This window comes from Micromonospora maris AB-18-032 (assembly GCF_000204155.1).
GTDB lineage: Bacteria > Actinomycetota > Actinomycetes > Mycobacteriales > Micromonosporaceae > Micromonospora > Micromonospora gifhornensis.
In genome coordinates this window covers 3,092,822-3,107,376 of the sequence record NC_015434.1, presented here as the reverse complement: position 1 = coordinate 3,107,376, position 14,555 = coordinate 3,092,822, and the positions used below count along the sequence as shown (strand labels likewise).

Annotated in this window: 14 protein-coding genes; 1 reads left to right on the top strand and 13 read right to left on the bottom strand. The window is 71.7% G+C overall.

Translation table 11 applies throughout. The features are described 5' to 3' along the window. Window positions 1–200 precede the first annotated feature (200 nt). Genes VAB18032_RS13850 through VAB18032_RS13805 form a run of 10 tightly spaced genes read right to left on the bottom strand, consistent with a single transcriptional unit; the run spans window position 201 to window position 10,886 of the window. Window positions 201–614: a DUF4913 domain-containing protein gene (locus VAB18032_RS13850; RefSeq protein WP_013733475.1), complete on the bottom strand. Its 414-nt coding sequence runs from the start codon at window positions 612–614 to the stop codon at window positions 201–203. Between the two features lie 19 nt (window positions 615–633). Continuing rightward, entirely contained in the window at window positions 634–2,103 is a 1,470-nt protein-coding gene (locus VAB18032_RS13845) for a glycoside hydrolase family 19 protein (protein ID WP_013733474.1), read from the bottom strand. A 5-nt stretch (window positions 2,104–2,108) separates the two neighbouring features. Further along, window positions 2,109–3,872: a type IV secretory system conjugative DNA transfer family protein gene (locus VAB18032_RS13840; RefSeq protein ID WP_013733473.1), complete on the bottom strand. Its 1,764-nt coding sequence runs from the start codon at window positions 3,870–3,872 to the stop codon at window positions 2,109–2,111. Then, window positions 3,869–5,644 (bottom strand): ATP/GTP-binding protein, encoded by a 1,776-nt coding sequence (locus VAB18032_RS13835; RefSeq protein WP_013733472.1) that lies wholly within the window; start codon window positions 5,642–5,644, stop codon window positions 3,869–3,871. Before VAB18032_RS13835 ends, VAB18032_RS13840 begins: the two co-directional genes overlap by 4 nt. Then, window positions 5,641–7,140 (bottom strand): SCO6880 family protein, encoded by a 1,500-nt coding sequence (locus VAB18032_RS13830; protein WP_013733471.1) that lies wholly within the window; start codon window positions 7,138–7,140, stop codon window positions 5,641–5,643. Before VAB18032_RS13830 ends, VAB18032_RS13835 begins: the two co-directional genes overlap by 4 nt. Before the next feature lie 29 nt (window positions 7,141–7,169). Then, window positions 7,170–8,447 (bottom strand): hypothetical protein, encoded by a 1,278-nt coding sequence (locus tag VAB18032_RS13825; protein ID WP_013733470.1) that lies wholly within the window; start codon window positions 8,445–8,447, stop codon window positions 7,170–7,172. A 1-nt stretch (window position 8,448) separates the two neighbouring features. Continuing rightward, the gene (locus VAB18032_RS13820) at window positions 8,449–9,192 is read right to left on the bottom strand and encodes a DUF8175 domain-containg protein (RefSeq protein WP_013733469.1); all 744 of its coding nucleotides are present in this window, start codon (window positions 9,190–9,192) and stop codon (window positions 8,449–8,451) included. 52 nt (window positions 9,193–9,244) lie between these two features. Further along, window positions 9,245–9,598: a hypothetical protein gene (locus VAB18032_RS13815; RefSeq protein WP_013733468.1), complete on the bottom strand. Its 354-nt coding sequence runs from the start codon at window positions 9,596–9,598 to the stop codon at window positions 9,245–9,247. A 59-nt stretch (window positions 9,599–9,657) separates the two neighbouring features. Further along, entirely contained in the window at window positions 9,658–10,335 is a 678-nt protein-coding gene (locus VAB18032_RS13810) for a hypothetical protein (protein ID WP_013733467.1), read from the bottom strand. After that, complete coding sequence (locus VAB18032_RS13805; protein WP_013733466.1) at window positions 10,332–10,886, bottom strand: protein kinase family protein; 555 nt, start codon at window positions 10,884–10,886, stop codon at window positions 10,332–10,334. The genes VAB18032_RS13810 and VAB18032_RS13805 overlap by 4 nt, the downstream gene beginning before the upstream one ends. Before the next feature lie 344 nt (window positions 10,887–11,230). On the opposite strand from VAB18032_RS13805, the gene VAB18032_RS13800 reads away from it, so the two are divergent. Next, window positions 11,231–11,647: a hypothetical protein gene (locus VAB18032_RS13800; RefSeq protein WP_148272271.1), complete on the top strand. Its 417-nt coding sequence runs from the start codon at window positions 11,231–11,233 to the stop codon at window positions 11,645–11,647. A 121-nt stretch (window positions 11,648–11,768) separates the two neighbouring features. Here the strand turns inward: VAB18032_RS13800 and VAB18032_RS13795 are convergent, their stop codons facing one another. From VAB18032_RS13795 to VAB18032_RS13785, 3 genes are all read right to left on the bottom strand, one after another. Further along, window positions 11,769–12,824 carry a hypothetical protein gene (locus tag VAB18032_RS13795; protein WP_013733464.1) on the bottom strand — a complete coding sequence of 352 codons (1,056 nt, stop codon included), beginning with the start codon at window positions 12,822–12,824 and terminating at the stop codon, window positions 11,769–11,771. 112 nt (window positions 12,825–12,936) lie between these two features. Continuing rightward, entirely contained in the window at window positions 12,937–13,839 is a 903-nt protein-coding gene (locus tag VAB18032_RS13790; RefSeq protein ID WP_043720652.1) for a zf-HC2 domain-containing protein, read from the bottom strand. A gap of 89 nt (window positions 13,840–13,928) precedes the next feature. Continuing rightward, window positions 13,929–14,498 carry a sigma-70 family RNA polymerase sigma factor gene (locus tag VAB18032_RS13785; protein ID WP_013733462.1) on the bottom strand — a complete coding sequence of 190 codons (570 nt, stop codon included), beginning with the start codon at window positions 14,496–14,498 and terminating at the stop codon, window positions 13,929–13,931. Between the last annotated feature and the right edge of the window lie 57 nt (window positions 14,499–14,555).

The window sequence follows — 14,555 nt, the reverse complement described above, 5'->3', positions numbered from 1 at the left end:
CGCTGGCGGCACCAGCCGGCGATGGCGGGCATGACCGTTGGGCGCTAACCCGCAGCGCAGATTAACCCGCACCAGCGACGAAACTCGCGTGGATTAACGGTCAGCAGACCGACACGTGACGTGTTCCTGGTCACGGTGGGAATCGGTCACCGGGACGCCGCCGGGCGGTGCCGTACGACGTACGCGTCCCGGTGACCGGTTCACCAGGAGTGCGGGGCGTCGCCGTCGACCTGCGGCCGCTCCTTCGAACGGTGTGACCCGGGTTTGCAGCCGGCGAACGGACCGTTGGGGCTGCGTAGGGCGTCCATGGTCGGCCAGAGGTGACTCTGATGCCACGTGGCCGGGTCGGAGCCGTTCGCCTGCGGACCGGTGCGTTCCTGCCAGGCGAGCCAGAGCCCGTGCAGGTAGGCGATCGCCTCCGGGTGTTCCCACCAGCGGGGGCACCAGGGCGACGAGGAGCTGACCTCCCCGCCGTAGACCGGCAGCAGCAGGTTCGCCACCCAGTACGACAGCCGGCGCAGCTCTTCCTCGTACTCCGCGGCGTCGAGGTAGAGGATGAAGAAGGGCTTGCCTTCCTCGTCGGTCTCCTCGACGACCGGACCCACCTGGGTCATGACTGTCCTCCCTGTCGTCCTAGCACCGCAGGGTGCTCTCGTCACCGGGGTCGACGCCAAGGTCGGCGGCGAACCGCTGGTACGCCTCCACGCGGGCCTGCACCTGGGCGGGATTGCCGCCACCGCACTCCAGGGCGCCGTTGATGGTGCGGATGGTCTCGCCGAACCCGCCGCCGCCGGTGATCGCGGAGTGCGCGGTCATCCGGCCCGCGCCGGTCTGGGTCATCCAGAACCACAGCGCGGTCTGCCAGGCGACCGACGGGTCGTCGCGTACCAGGTCCGGCTGGTGGAGCAGGTCCAGGCCGAGCGCGTCGCCGGCGGCCTTGTAGTTGGTGTTCCAGCTCAGCTGGATCGGTCCGCGCCCGTGGTACGCGGTCTGCCCGGCCGGGCAGCCGTAGGGCTGGCCGGCGTCGCAGTAGTTGCCCCAGGCGGCCTGGTTGATCTCCTCCACGTGCACCAGGCCACCGGACTCGTGGTTGATGTTGGCCAGGAAGGCGGCCAGCTCCCGCTTGCGGGTCTGCTCGTCGCCGGTGCCGGCGAAGGCGGGGAACTTGGCCATCGCGTCGGTCAGCCCGGCGTAGGTGTAGAAGGAGTTCCGGTGGGGGAACATCGCGGTGAACTGCGCCTCGCTGAGCACCGCGGTTTCGTCGGTGTCGGTGCCGTCCGGCCCGGGCGGAGCGGTGGTGCTGTCGTCGTCGGGCTCCGGCTCCTGGTCCGGGTCGCCGGGGGCGGTGTCCGAGTCGGGTTCCTCGTCGCCGGTGGTGGTGTACTTCGCGAAGAGCCCACGCACCTGGAACGGGTACGCGCCCAGGGCCAGCACCGGCATACCGCCCTGGGCCTCGACGGTTTCCAGACCGATGTCCCAGGCCATCAGGGTCAGGCTGAGGTGGTCGCCGACCACCTTCTTGTCCTTGCGCAGCTGCTCGGTCCGCTCGGCCAGGTGGCAGAAGTAGCGGGCGTGCGCGTGGATCGAGTCCTCGGCGTCGAGCACGGAGGCCTCACCGCTGTCGTCGTCGTCCGCACCGAACTCGTCGAACACCTCGGGGGCCAGCTGGGAGAGTCCCTTGCGGCCCTGCGGGCCCTCCTTGTCGGCGTCGAAGCCGGAGGCGTAGTCGATCTGCGCCGCGAGGATCACCGGGGTGAGTAGGTCGCACTCCTTGGCGGCGGCCCGGATCGGTGCGACCAGGTCCTCATCCGGCACCTTCGTCGGGTCGAAGGTGCCGCGGCCGTCACCGCCGGACAGTTCGATGAGCGCGTTGAGGCGGGACGTCTGGCCGCCGGTGTCCGACGGATCCGACGAGGCCGAGGTCAGCTGCGAGCCGCCGGCCATCGCGAAGATGACGAGCAGGACGATCAGGGCCAGCAGCGCCAGGACGATCAGCGGGAACAGTCCGACCACCGAGACGACCAGCCAGAGCAGCTGCGAGGCGTCGAGTTTGAAGACCGAGCTGCCGGCCTGCCGGGCCGCCTGGGCCTTGCGCAACGCCATGGCGCTCAGCCGACCTGGCGGGACTCGCGGCGGCTCCAGCTCGCCGCGGCACGGTCGGTGATGGCCTGCACCTCGGCCTTGGCCGCCGCGGCGATCGGTCCCGCGTTGGGCTCCCGGAACCAGGGGCGCAGCCGGATCAACGCCGGGCGTACGCCGGTGGCCAGCAGCAGGGCGGTGCCCTTGGGCAGGGCGCGGATCTTGTCCGCCGGCAGCACCTGCTCCTGCCGGTAGGACACCGACCGCGACGAGCCGTCCTTGGACCGGGAGTAGCTGGGGGTACGCACGTCGTGCTGGCCGACCAGGCGGGCCACCTTGTCCACGAAGTCGGCGTCGTCGAGCCCGGCGCCGAGCAGTTTGACGGTGGCGGCGCTCCACAGCGCGTCCATGCCCGCCTCGCCCCAGACCCGTACCCCCTGCCGGTAGCTCTGCAGCAGGGTCACCACGCTGATCCCGCGTGAGCCGAGGTGGCTGTAGAGGTCGGGCAGATCGGAGATGCGGCACACGTTCGCCGCCTCGTCGAGGATGGCGGTCATCGGCGGGTCCAGTCGTCCGCCCATCCGTTCGGCGGCGACCACCCCGGCCCGGATCACGGAGTCGGCCAGCCCGGCGATCACCCCGGCCGCCGAGCCACCACCGTCCTTGGAGAGCAGGTAGAGGGTGTCCCGGCCGAGGACGTGCTGCTCCGGGATGAACTGCGGACGGTACGGATCGGGGCTGACCCAGGCCAGGATCTCCGGGTCGAGCAGGCAGGCCACGCACTGCCTGGCGGTCTCGTAGATGCCGTCGCGGGTCTCGACGGCGCCGCGTACGGTGCCCTGCAACTGATCGGCCATGGCGGTCATGCCGACGTCGCGCAGCAGGTCGACCGGGGTACGGTCGGCCGGGTCGGCGAGCCAGGCCAGCAGGTCGTTGACCGTCGCGCCGCTGCGGGACGCGGCGAGGAAGAGCGCGGTCAGCGTGTTCTGCGCCGCGGCGATCCAGAAGTCCTTCTTCGACGAGTCGTCGTTGACGGAGCTGACGAAGTGCCCGGCCAGCCGGCGCGCGCCCTCGATGGTGTCGCAGCCGCTGAGCATGTCCCACCACATGTCGCGCTCGGTGTACGCGATGCCCTGCGGGTCGAAGGTCCACACCCGGCCGACCCTGGTCCGCTCCTGCCGGGTGACGGTGAACACGTCGGACTTGTTCGACGTCAGCAGCACCGGCCCGGGTGCCCGCAGCACCCGCGGGATGGCGATGCCTGTGGACTTGCCGGCCCGGGGCGCCATCAGGTCGAGTTCGACGTCCTCGTAGGAGGAGCGCAGCTCCGGGCCGGCGGGCACGAGGTCACCGAGCAGGTTGCCGGTGTCGTCGGGGTGCAGCCGGGCGACGTCCTTGAGGCCGGGGCGCAGGTCGCGGGCGCGAGCTTCCAGCCCCTTGCCCGTCATGGCGCTGAGCTCGCGGGGGCGGGCCAGGCTGCGGGGCTCGCGGCGACGACGGACGAACCCCCGCACGAGCAGGGCCAGCGGGGCCGCGCCGGCCAGGACCAGCGCGACGGCCCCGCCATAGACCAGATACGACGGTACGCCGGGCCAGAGCTCCTGAGTGGCGCCGCTGACCAGGCGGACGTACACCTGAAGGGTGAACGGCGGCGGCTGCCAGCCGTGCCCGGTGAGCAGGGCGGCGAGGGTTCCGCCGAGCCACAAGGGCACGAAGACCACCAGGTTGACCAGCGCGAAGCCGGGAATCAGCCACGGCAGCCAGTCGCCGCCGATTCCGTCCTGCCGGCTCATCGTCGCCCCGGCCCATCGTGCCGCCAGCCGTCCGGGTCGCCGGCGATCAGGTCGCCACCGGTCACCGCGCGCACCGCGGCGGCCCGTTCGGCCAGGAGTCGGTCGGCATCGCCGTTGGCGATCCAGCGGGTGTTGGTGTCGTGCAGGTGGCGTTCGGTGTCGGTGATCGCGACCCGGATCGGGATGCCCGGACGACCACCGACCTTGATCAGGAACCGGCCCCGGCCGGGCGGCTCCTCGTTGCCGCCGTCCTGCGCCCAGCCCGGCGGCGAGGACCAGGACGAGACCAGGTCGATCTCGCGTCGGGACAGCCCCACCACCCGGCCCAGTTCCTCCATCTCGGCCCGGGGCAGGCCGGCGCAGGCCACCATGCCGGCCCGTTCGACGAAGCCCCGGGCCTTGGCCTTGTCGGCCTCGCTGCCGAGCGCCTCGGCGTCCTTGAGGGTGTGGGTGATCTTCGCGTCGGCGAGGCCGAGTGACCGGTTGAGCCGGGTCAGCGCGTCGATGCGGTCGACGATGCCGGAGGCGGCCCGCAACGGACGCCACAGTTCGTCGAGCACGGTGAAGAACCAGCGGCGGGGGGCCAGTCCCGCGTCGGCCAGGGCGTGCGAGGCGGCCACCGTGCCCAGCCCGTCGGACCAGGCGGCGAGCATCGCGGCGGCGGTCAACTGCCCGTCGGCCTCACCGATGCGGGAGATGTCGATGCAGACGGCGGTGGCGTCCGGGTCGATGCGGGTGGAGGTCTCGGCGGCGAAGGTGTCGCCGAGCGGGCCGTCGAGGATGCCGAGCAACGAACGGTGCAGGGGATCGACGGCGTCGCGGTAGCGGGACTCCTGGCCCCGGTCGAGGGTGACCTGCCGGACCCGGGGCGGCCCCTCCTCCAGCACCGCGAGCAGTTGCGGCAGCCGGAACGTCCGCCCCTGGGGGGTACGTTCGCGCAGGTGCCGCAGGCAGGCGGAGAGCACCGACTGCTCGTGGTCGCTGATCGGGCCGCCCCGGACGATGGTGAGCAGTGCCGCGACCATGTTGAGGACCCGACCGTGGGTTTCGGCCGCCAGGGCGTTACCCGCCTGTCCCCCGATCTTCGCCGCGGCCGCGCCCATCGCGCCCGGGTCCAGGATGTTCAGTCCACCGACCCCTCGGGCGATGGAGATGACCTGTCCACCGAGGGCGCGGACGGTGTCGGCGTAGTCGGGTTTGAGGTCACCGAGCACCAGCGGCACCACGCCCTGGGCACTCAGCCCGATCAGCATCCGGTTGATCAGTGTCGACTTGCCGAGGCCGGGCATGCCGAGCATGAACAGCGACGGGTTGGAGATGTACCGGGCCCGGGTGAACCAGTTGAGCGGGTCACCGCAGACCGTGGCCCCGGTGTGGATGTGCTGCCCGAGCGGGATCCCGGTCATCGGGGCACCGGAACCGGAGGCGAACGGCCAGAGCCCGCAGGCCTGCACGGTGGTGGCCCGCCACATGGTGGGCGGGTCCACCGCCGCCACCCGACCGCCACCCAGGGCGTACGAGCCACGGTGCGGGACGCTGTCCTCCCGGTTGGCCCGGGCCAGGCGTCGCAGGTAGCGCTGCTCGGCGGCGTCCTGCTGCGCCTGTCGCCGCCGCTGCCGGCGCAGCGACCGCGCTGACACCCTGCCGCCCTCGTCGGGTTCCCGGTCCTGGTCCGCGGCCGCCGGCACCACCAGGTCGGACATGGCGGTACGGGCCCCGGACGCGCCGCGTGGCCAGCCCGCACCGAGGCGGAACAGGGCGCCGGAGCTCACAGCGCCTCCTTCAACTCGTGCGGGACCATCGTCTGCTCCCAGGGCAGGATGCCGACCGGCAGAGCGCAGGAGAACGCGGCTGCCTGCATCCGGTCGGCCGGACGCATCGCGATCCGGGTGGCACCGAGCAGGTTGCGCATGGTCACCTCCGCGTCGCGGATCTCGGCGACCGAGTCGACGGTGAGCGTCACCAGCATCGAGAACTCGACCAGACCCGCCCCGGAGGCCTCCTCCGCCGCGGTCTGCTCGGCGGCCTCGATCTCGGAGATCGCCCGGGCCCGGACCAGGCCTCGGGTCGAATTGGCCATGAACTGGGCGGACCGGCGGTCCGACTCGACGATCTTCGCCGAGGTCGCCGGGTCGATCGGCCGGTAGACCAGGGCGACCCGTTTGCGGCGGATACCCAGTGCGGGGTCCAGCAGGCTGCGCAGCACGCCGGAGCGCACCGTGCCGCGCGGGGCCAGGGTCAGCAGCCAACTGCGGGAGACTCCGGAATCGTGCTGGTAGTGGCTCACCGTCTCGACGGTCGCCGCCGGCCCGGCGTCGGCCCACTCCAGGCCGGTGTGGCCGTGCTGGGCGCGTACGTCGAGCACCTCGGCGGCGACGGCCGGGTCGTACGCGACCCGGACGACCTCGGCGATCCGTTCGGCGGACAGCGGTTCCGCCGAGCCGCCGCCGGCCGCGACCAGCCCGCCCAGGACACCCGGTAGGCGCAGCGCCAGATCGGCCACCATCGTGTCGTGGTCCCGTCGGGCGCCGCCGGGTGCCGAGTAGGTGAGGGTGAGGAAGGTGTTCATCTCCGACGACGCGGCCGGGTAGCTGGCCACCACCTCCTCCATGACGGCGCGGGCGGCGGGCGGCGCGTCCGGTGAGATGCGACCCAGCACCTCGGTGGCCAACCGGGTACCGGGATCCGGGGCGGTCTCCACCACCACCGCGGCGCCACGCAGCCCGGGCTCGTGCGCCAGCCGGGACAGCCACTCGCCCCACAACGCCACCCAGGTGTCGACCTGGTCGGGGTCGACGAGCGACCCACCGTCGGGCTCGCAGGCGAGTACGACCGTGTACTGGTTGCGGTGGCGGTGGTAGAGCACCCCGAACGGGCGGTCGTAGGGGTCGCGCCCCTCCAGCATGGTCACCCGGCTCAGCAGTCCCGGCGGGCGGAAGCGGCCACCCGGGCGTGCCGACAGCGGTCCGGAGGCGTACAGGTGCCGCCCCAGCGACTTGCGGCGCAGCCAACCGATCCGGACGGCGGCCATGTTGTAGACGTTGCGGCCGTCGGCGGTACGGATCGCCAGCGGCGCCAGCATCAACGCGAACGGGAGCCCGACCACCAGTGCGGTGTTCAGGGAGACCATCGAGGAGATCAGGACCATCACCAGCCCACCGAACAGGCCGACGGTCCCGACCAGGCCCAGCGAGCCCAACCCGGCCTTGCGGGGGCGACGCCAGTTGCCGTACGTCGGTGTCTTAATGGATTCCGCGGTCGTACTCACGATGGTCCTTCTCCTCGTTGCGGCTTCGGTCAGTCCCGGTCCCCGAGGGCACCGCTGGCGATGTCGCTGGCGTGTTTGTGGGTGCTGCGCGCCCCACTCGCGGTCTTCTGCACGGCGCTGGCGCCCTGGCCCACCGTCCAGGCGGCGACGCCGATGGCACCACCGGCGACGCGTCGCGCCGCCGTCCCGGCGGCGGCCAACCGGCTCCCGGAGCCACCCGAGTCGCCGTCACCGGAACCACCCGGGGCACCGCCACCACCGCCACCGCCGGCACCGGAGGCACCGCCGCCGGAGGAGCCGCCACCGGAAGCGCCACCCGCGGACGAGCCGCGCGAGCCACTGCCCGTCGGTGCGCTGTTGCCGCTCGGCGGCCTGGGTTTGCCCGAGATGGCGGAGGCGGCCTGGCCGCCGGCCCCGGCGATCTTCTTGGCGCCGGTCGCGACGGCACCCGCCGCGGCGCCGGCGGCGGCCATGCCCGTGCCGCTGCTGTCCCGCGAGCCGAGCGTCGCCATCGCTGGCACGACCAGCCGCATCAGCGCGGGCAGTGCGACGGCGGCCATCAACAGCACGGCGGCGCCGGCGAGTTTGTAGTGCTTGGCGTTGTCTCCGGTGGCGCCGATCATCGCCGCACCCGAATACATGATCAGCCCGACCACCGGTTTGAAGGCCAGCCAGGCCACCATCCAGGCGATGTGCTTGCGCCACCAGCCGCCGCCCCACTCGGACATCGAGGCCGCCGCGGCCAGCGGAAGCGTGCCGGTGAGCAGCACCATCACGCCGAGCCGGATGTACATCAGGATGACGTGGACGCAGCCGGCGATCAGCAGCAACAGCCCGACGATGATCAGCAGGAAGGCGGTGAGCCCGTCGGTGCCGCAGTTGGCGATCAGCTTGAGCTGGGCCTTGATGCCCTCTTCGTAGAGGTGGTGCGAGTAGGCGTCCGCCTCGCTGGCCAGCCAGTTGGCCACCGTCCACGCGGCCCCCACGGTGAGGACCATCCGGACCAGGCCCAACAGCGCCACGGTCAGCGGCTGCCCCTTGCGTTCCAGCGCCACCCGGAAAGCCGCCGCCAGCAGTGAGGCCACCGCGATGGTGACGACCAGCCAGTCGGTCTGCATGTGGATGCTCTCGTTGAGCTGCTGATCGCCGAGCGTGGGAATATCGCCCAGATTGGCGAAGAGTTCGACGGCGGCGCCCATGATCGCGGCGGCGATGTCGCTGAGGATGCCGTCGATGCCCCGCTCGAAGAAGCCGACGACCTGGCCGATCGTGCCGATGTAGACGGCGTCACCGGTGGCGCACTCCACGTCACACCTCGTCCCAGAGCACGAAACCGACGAGCGAGACGACGGGGGCGGCGCGGGTGTGCAGGCCGCCCGAGTTCAATGGCCGCAGCCGCCAGTCGACGCCGTTCCAGTCCACCGTGTAGTCGACGGAGGCGTACAGGACGTTGGCCTGTCGGATCAGCACCCGGACGGTGGCCGTGCTCGGCGAGTACCGCAGCACCAGGAACCCGGCGAGCGTATTGACGGTCTGCACCGGCCCGGTCTCGTCCATCGACGCCCGCATCGCGTCGAAGTAGTCCCGCCCCAGGCCCGGGACGAGCTGCTGGTGGCTGACCGTACGCCAGTCGGGCCCGCTCATCTGACGGGAGATGGTGTGCACCGCCATCACCGCCCCCATCGGGGTGTGCGCGAAGCACCACAGCAATGGGCCGGTGGTCTTGCGCGGCCCGGCCGAGGCCGAACGCGGCACCCGTGCCCCGTTGAGCGGCCGCCACGAGATGTCGTCGGGGGCCGTGGTCGGGATGCGCTGTGCGGAGTCGTCGGTACGGCAGCCCTGCGGCCGGCTGCCGTCCGGGCCGAGGCTGCCGATCACCGGTCCCGGGGTGGCCGCGACGCTGGGGCTGGCGTCCCGGCCGCCGCCGATCGCGGCGACCGTGCCGGTGCAGAGCGCGAGGGCGAGAAACCCGGCCGACATCTGCCAGCGGCGGTGCTGCCAGAACGGCTTCTCCTGATCCGCGTCGTCGTCGGACGTGTATCTGAGTCTCATGGCACCTTTCCCGGTTCGCGATGGCCGCGTGCTCGCTGTGTGGTCGGTCGGTCTAGGTGCCGGACGATCCGGTGCCGAACACCCAGCTGACGATCGGGCCGGCGGTGGCGACCAGGATGCAGCCGCCCAGCACCATGCCGAGCCGGCTCATGTGCTCCGAGCTCTCGCCGCGCTTGTGTGAGATGGCCATCACCGCGCCGGTGATCAAGATGCCGACCACACCGGCCGCGGTGCCGCCCCAGGCGATCAGGCTCAGCACCTGCTGGACCTTCTGGGACAGACCGTCCGGCAGCGTTCCGTTGATCGAGGGCTGCGGGACCGTACCGCCGCCGCCCGCCGGATCGGGTGCCGCGAGCAGGGTGGTGACCCGTGCCAGGCTGTTGTAGTAGACGTCGGAGAGGGACACTGCGGCTCCTTGAGTTCGGATGTGTTGTCGAGCGGGCTCGGCGGTGCTTCGCCGAGGGGTCAATCAGTGAGGGCGAGCCACCTGACGAACGGACCGGCGGTGGTCGCGATCAGACATGCCGTGAAGACGAAGGCGATGCTTCTCGTGTACTCGGTCCGCTCCTCCATGGCCCCGCGACGCAACTGCGCGGCCAGGGTCGCGCCGGTGATGAGCAGGCCGGCCACTGCGGCGGCGCTGACCAGCCACGCCATCAGGTTGAGCAGGTTCGCCACGGACTTGTTCGGGTTCGTGTCCACCGTGTACGCCGTGATCTCCGGCGGCTCGAAGTTGATGGTGTTGATCGGGCTGTCGCACTGGAACTTGCCGGCATGCACGGCACCCGAGAGCGTGCAGCTGCGCGCACCGGTGATGTCGACGTTGTCCTTGGTCACCGACTCACCGGCCAGACCGGTGTGCATCTCGATGTCCATCTTCACGCTGTCGCCCGGCGCGTACGGGGCGCTCATGTCGAAGGTCCCGTGGGTCGAGCCCCGCTTGCCCGTGCAGACCCGGTCACTGCCACGCGGTTCCTTCATGGTGGTGTCGGTCTTCAGGCAGAGGGTGTAGAGGAAGGCGGCGCCGCTGGTGTGCACCTGGAGGGTGTACTCGTCCGCCGCCGCGGCAGACGAGGGCGCCAGCAGGCTCAGCCCCAGCACGGCACCGACGACGACGAGGACGGTGCGGGCGATGCGGCTCATGACCGCCTCCGCGCCTCGGCACCGGTGGCCAGCACCGTGGCCAGCCGATCCAGTTGCCTCGGCAGCCGCTTCGGTTCCTCGCCCACCCGCAGGGCCGGAATCCAGGGCAGCCGGTGCACCGGCGCGATCGACCGCAGCAGCCGGATCCGGCCGAGCAACGGCGCCGGCAGGCGGACGGGCGCATCGGCGATCAACACCACGCCCATCAGTCGCATCCCCGCCGGATGCCGGCCGTCGCGCAGGGCGTGCAGCGCGCGGGAGACCGCCCGCAACCCTTCCAGGTTGGTGCGGCCGACCACCATGACCCGGGCGGGTTCGGCGAGAGCCGGGTCCGGCCACCGGCAGCCGATGTCGGTACCGCCCAGCAGCCGGCTCAGCGTGGTCGCGCCCGCACCACCGTGCGCGCCGATCCACCCGATGCCCTGCTCGGAGAGGCTGTCACGCTGCCCGGCCGGGCCATCGTCGTGCACCGGCACGGTCAGCGGTCGCGTCCGTCCCGCTCCGCCGGCCGACACCGCCGGTCGCCGTACCGTCATGGACCCGTTGCCCATCTGCCCCGCCTCCCTTCCTGCTCGCCTTCGGCACCTACCGGATGCCGCTGAGGCACCGGTGACGGCCGCTTAACGGTGCGAGTGGTCGGTCGGTTCAGAACGAGTTCGGGGTTTTTTCCTCGGTCCGCTCGGGGCGGCACCACCAGCGCCGAGGCGCGGGTCGATGCGGCGCGGCGGGCCCGGACCGATTCGGAAAGTCGCCTCATTCGACGAACCCGGCGGCGTCGCACCCGTAGAGGACGGTGCATACACAACCTGGAGGGAGACAGATGGTCACACCGCCGTCCCGCCACCAGGAGGCCGCACGCGGTCTCAGCTCACGACGCCCGACGCGGTCGGGCCCGGTGCCATCGTCCGAGGTGGTCGCGCAGGCCGCGGCACTGACCAGCGTCCGTCATGTCCACACCGACGACAGCTGGATGGACCAGCCGCAGCTGCGGCAGGCGGACGCGCTCAGCAGCGAGCGTGACCGCGCCTGGGGTCGCGTCAACCAGGCCCGCGGTCTGGCGGCCAAGGAGTATCTCGACCATCGGGCCACCCCGGCCGATCATCCGGCCGCCCCGACCGAATCGCGGGAACGCAACTGGACGGCCGCCGACCACGCCCGTTGGCGACGGCTGGCGCTGGCCGCTGAGTCCGGTCCGGGCCACACCACGGCGGCACGGCTGACCAGCGTGCGCGGCGTCGGGGCGAGGAGCCGGCCGGTTGCCCCGCCGGTGCTCGGCGGATCCGGGCGGCGGTATCAGGCGCGGTCGCGCTGAGTACCCGTGCCACAGGTCAGCGCACGCGGACCGGCCCCGGGTGCCGGCGCACCGGCACCCGGAAACCGCTGCTGCCGGCGACCACGACACCGGGCATACGGTGTCGCGGCCGCACGGTACGTCAGCCTCTGCTGCCGCGTCGTCCCTGACCGCCCTGGCTGTTGCGGCGGGTCAGCTCGGTGAGCCCCGCCTGCGGGTCCTGCTGGTAGCGGTAGCCGCTGCCGGACGGCAAGCTGACCGAGCTGGACCGACCCGTCGTAGGCCGGCCGGCGCCAGCATGCGACTGCATCGCGGCGGCGCGCTTGCGGTCGGCCTTCTGGTCCACCTTCGAGAAGTACTCGGTAAGCGGTCTCTGCACCTTGGCGGGGAGCCTCGTCCAGTTCTCCAATGCCATGATCTTCTGTCGGTTCGCGATCAGGAACTCGGCGCCCCCCACGTCGGGTTCACCGCGGCGCTCGTTGAAACCCTTGATCGCTGCAGCAGTGGCGTTGACCAGGGTCCCGGCGAAGGCGATGTCCGGCCGTCCCTGCACCAGCGACGCGACGGCGGTGACGGTGCCACCGGTGAAGCTGACCAGATCCGCCGCGACCTCCACCGCAGGCTTGCTGGTCGCGGTCTTGAGCCGGTGGATCTGCTGGGCCGCCAGCCCGGTCTCCGGGTCGACCTGTCCCTGTCGCATCGCGTCGCGGGCGGTCTCGTAGCTGGTGTACGCCGTACCGATGGCGGTCATCAGTCCGCCGACGCCCTGCACGTAATCTCCGGCGCTCTCGGTAGCCGACGAGGCGCCCCGTATGCCGGCACCGACGAGACTGGTGACCGCGCCGACCGTCTGCATCCAGTAGAACGTCTGCTTACCGAACCTGGCCAGCATCGACCCGTTGTCGGCGACGGCGACCACTTCCGCGCCGACCTCCGCCAGGGAAATCGAACTCGACGAGCCGGTCGACCCCATCGACCCGGTCGGCGAGGGCGGCGAGTCGTACAGTTGCTCGCCCTCGTACATCTGCTCGGTCTCGTGGATCGGTTCGAGCGGCTGGCGCTGCATCGGCGCCAGCGGCGTGGTGGCGGACCGGGAGAACCGGGGGCGCGGTGGGTCGGCGAAGGCCCCCTGCGGCGCCGAGCCGCGGCGACCGCGTGGATCACTCAGGTCGCTGAACTCGTAAGCGGGATCGGACACGATGGCTCCTCACGTGCGTGACGTTTGTCGACGCCAGCAGGACGGCCAGGGGCACCGATCGGTTCACCCGCGACTTGAGAAAACCCGGGCGTGGGTACGTGCGGCCCGGTGGTCAGCGGGGAGAGGCCGGGCTGCCGGCGATCGGGGCGGTCACGATCGCCGAGCCGTCGGTGAGCCCGACGGTGATGAAGGACAGCTCGTCGACCGGCAGGGACGTCTCGCCGGCCACCTCCTGCGGCCCGGACGTGGCGGTCCAGTCCCGAACGACGTGGGTGGCACCGTCGCGGGTCACCGCGAACAGCCGGTACCGGGTGCCCTGCCGCAGACCGGTGGCGGTGATCCGGATGGTGGAACTGCCCTGATCGCCGGCGGTGATGACCACCGAGAGGCTGGCCCCGTAGCCCGGCGCCTCTCCCGTGCCGGTCAGCACCGGGTCGGCCCGGGTGGTCCATTCGTTGATCGCCACCACCCCGCCGGCCAGCGCCAGGACCACCGCCGCCGCCGCGGCCCAGAGCCCACGCCGTCGGTACCACGAGCCGGCCGTCGTCGCCGGACGCGTGCCGGAGGTACGCCGACCGGTCGGGCGGCTGCCGGACGGACGGACCGGAGCGGGACTCGCCGCGCCACCGCGCTGCCGTGGCATCGGCACCTCGGTCGGGCCGGCAGTGCCGTCGGCCGGGCCGGGGTTGTCGGGAGCATCCGACTGCTGGAGCTCAGCGACGCCGGGGGACCGCACCTGAGCGGGAACGGTGGGCTCGGGCGCGTCCGTCGATGCCGCCGGGCCGGACCCGGACGGCACCGAACCCGCCTCGGCGGAGAAGTCGGACGGTGCGGCGTCGGTCGGCAGCGACCAGTCCACATCGGCGAGACCGGCCAGGCCACTGATCGACGGGCCGATCTCGGCCGCTTCGTCGAGGCAGTGCCAGCAGTCGGCGAGGTGTGCCTCGAACGCCTCGCGCTCGGCGTCGTCCAAGGCGCCCATCAGGTAGAGGGCAAGCCTCTCCTGATCGGCCACGGAGTGATCCCCGCCTACGCGCATCCAGCCCTCTCCTCAACGGGTCGGCACCACGCGGTGTGTCTGTCTGGGCCCGGGCGACCTCGGGATCAGGACGACTCGGTCGAGCCGATGGCGGCGTGCAGTGCGCGTACCGCGTAATAGGCTCTGGATTTTACCGTACCTTCGGGTATCCCCAGGCGCATCGCCGCCTCGGCCACCGAGGCGCCTCGGTAGTACATCTCGATCAGCACCGCCCGGTGCTCCGGGCTGATCTTGCCGAGGGCGAGCCGCACCGCGTGCACGTTCACCACCCGGTCCATCTCGTCGTCGGTGGTGGGGACCCGGTTCAGGTCCGGCAGACTGACCTCGGGGGGTCGGGCCTGCCGAGCGCGCATCGCGTCGATCGCGACGTGCCGGGCCACCGTGTAGAGCCACGGGGCGATCTTCGACGGGTCGGCGGCGAGCCGGTCGGCGTTGCGCCAGGCCCGCAGAAACGTCTCCTGCACGAGGTCCTCGGCGAGTTCCTGCTGCCCGAGCAGCAGGCGGGTGAGGAACCGGTGCAGGGGTCGGCGGTACTCCTCGACGATCTGCCCGAGCAGGGTCTCGGTGGCGGGTGTCTCGACGGTGGCGCTGTCCGATGAAGACGGTCCGATCGACTCGTTGGGCACCGTCGACACAAACCGCCTCCCTGACGGACGGATGGCATCCTGCCGGCCAGGGGGACGATGCGCGCC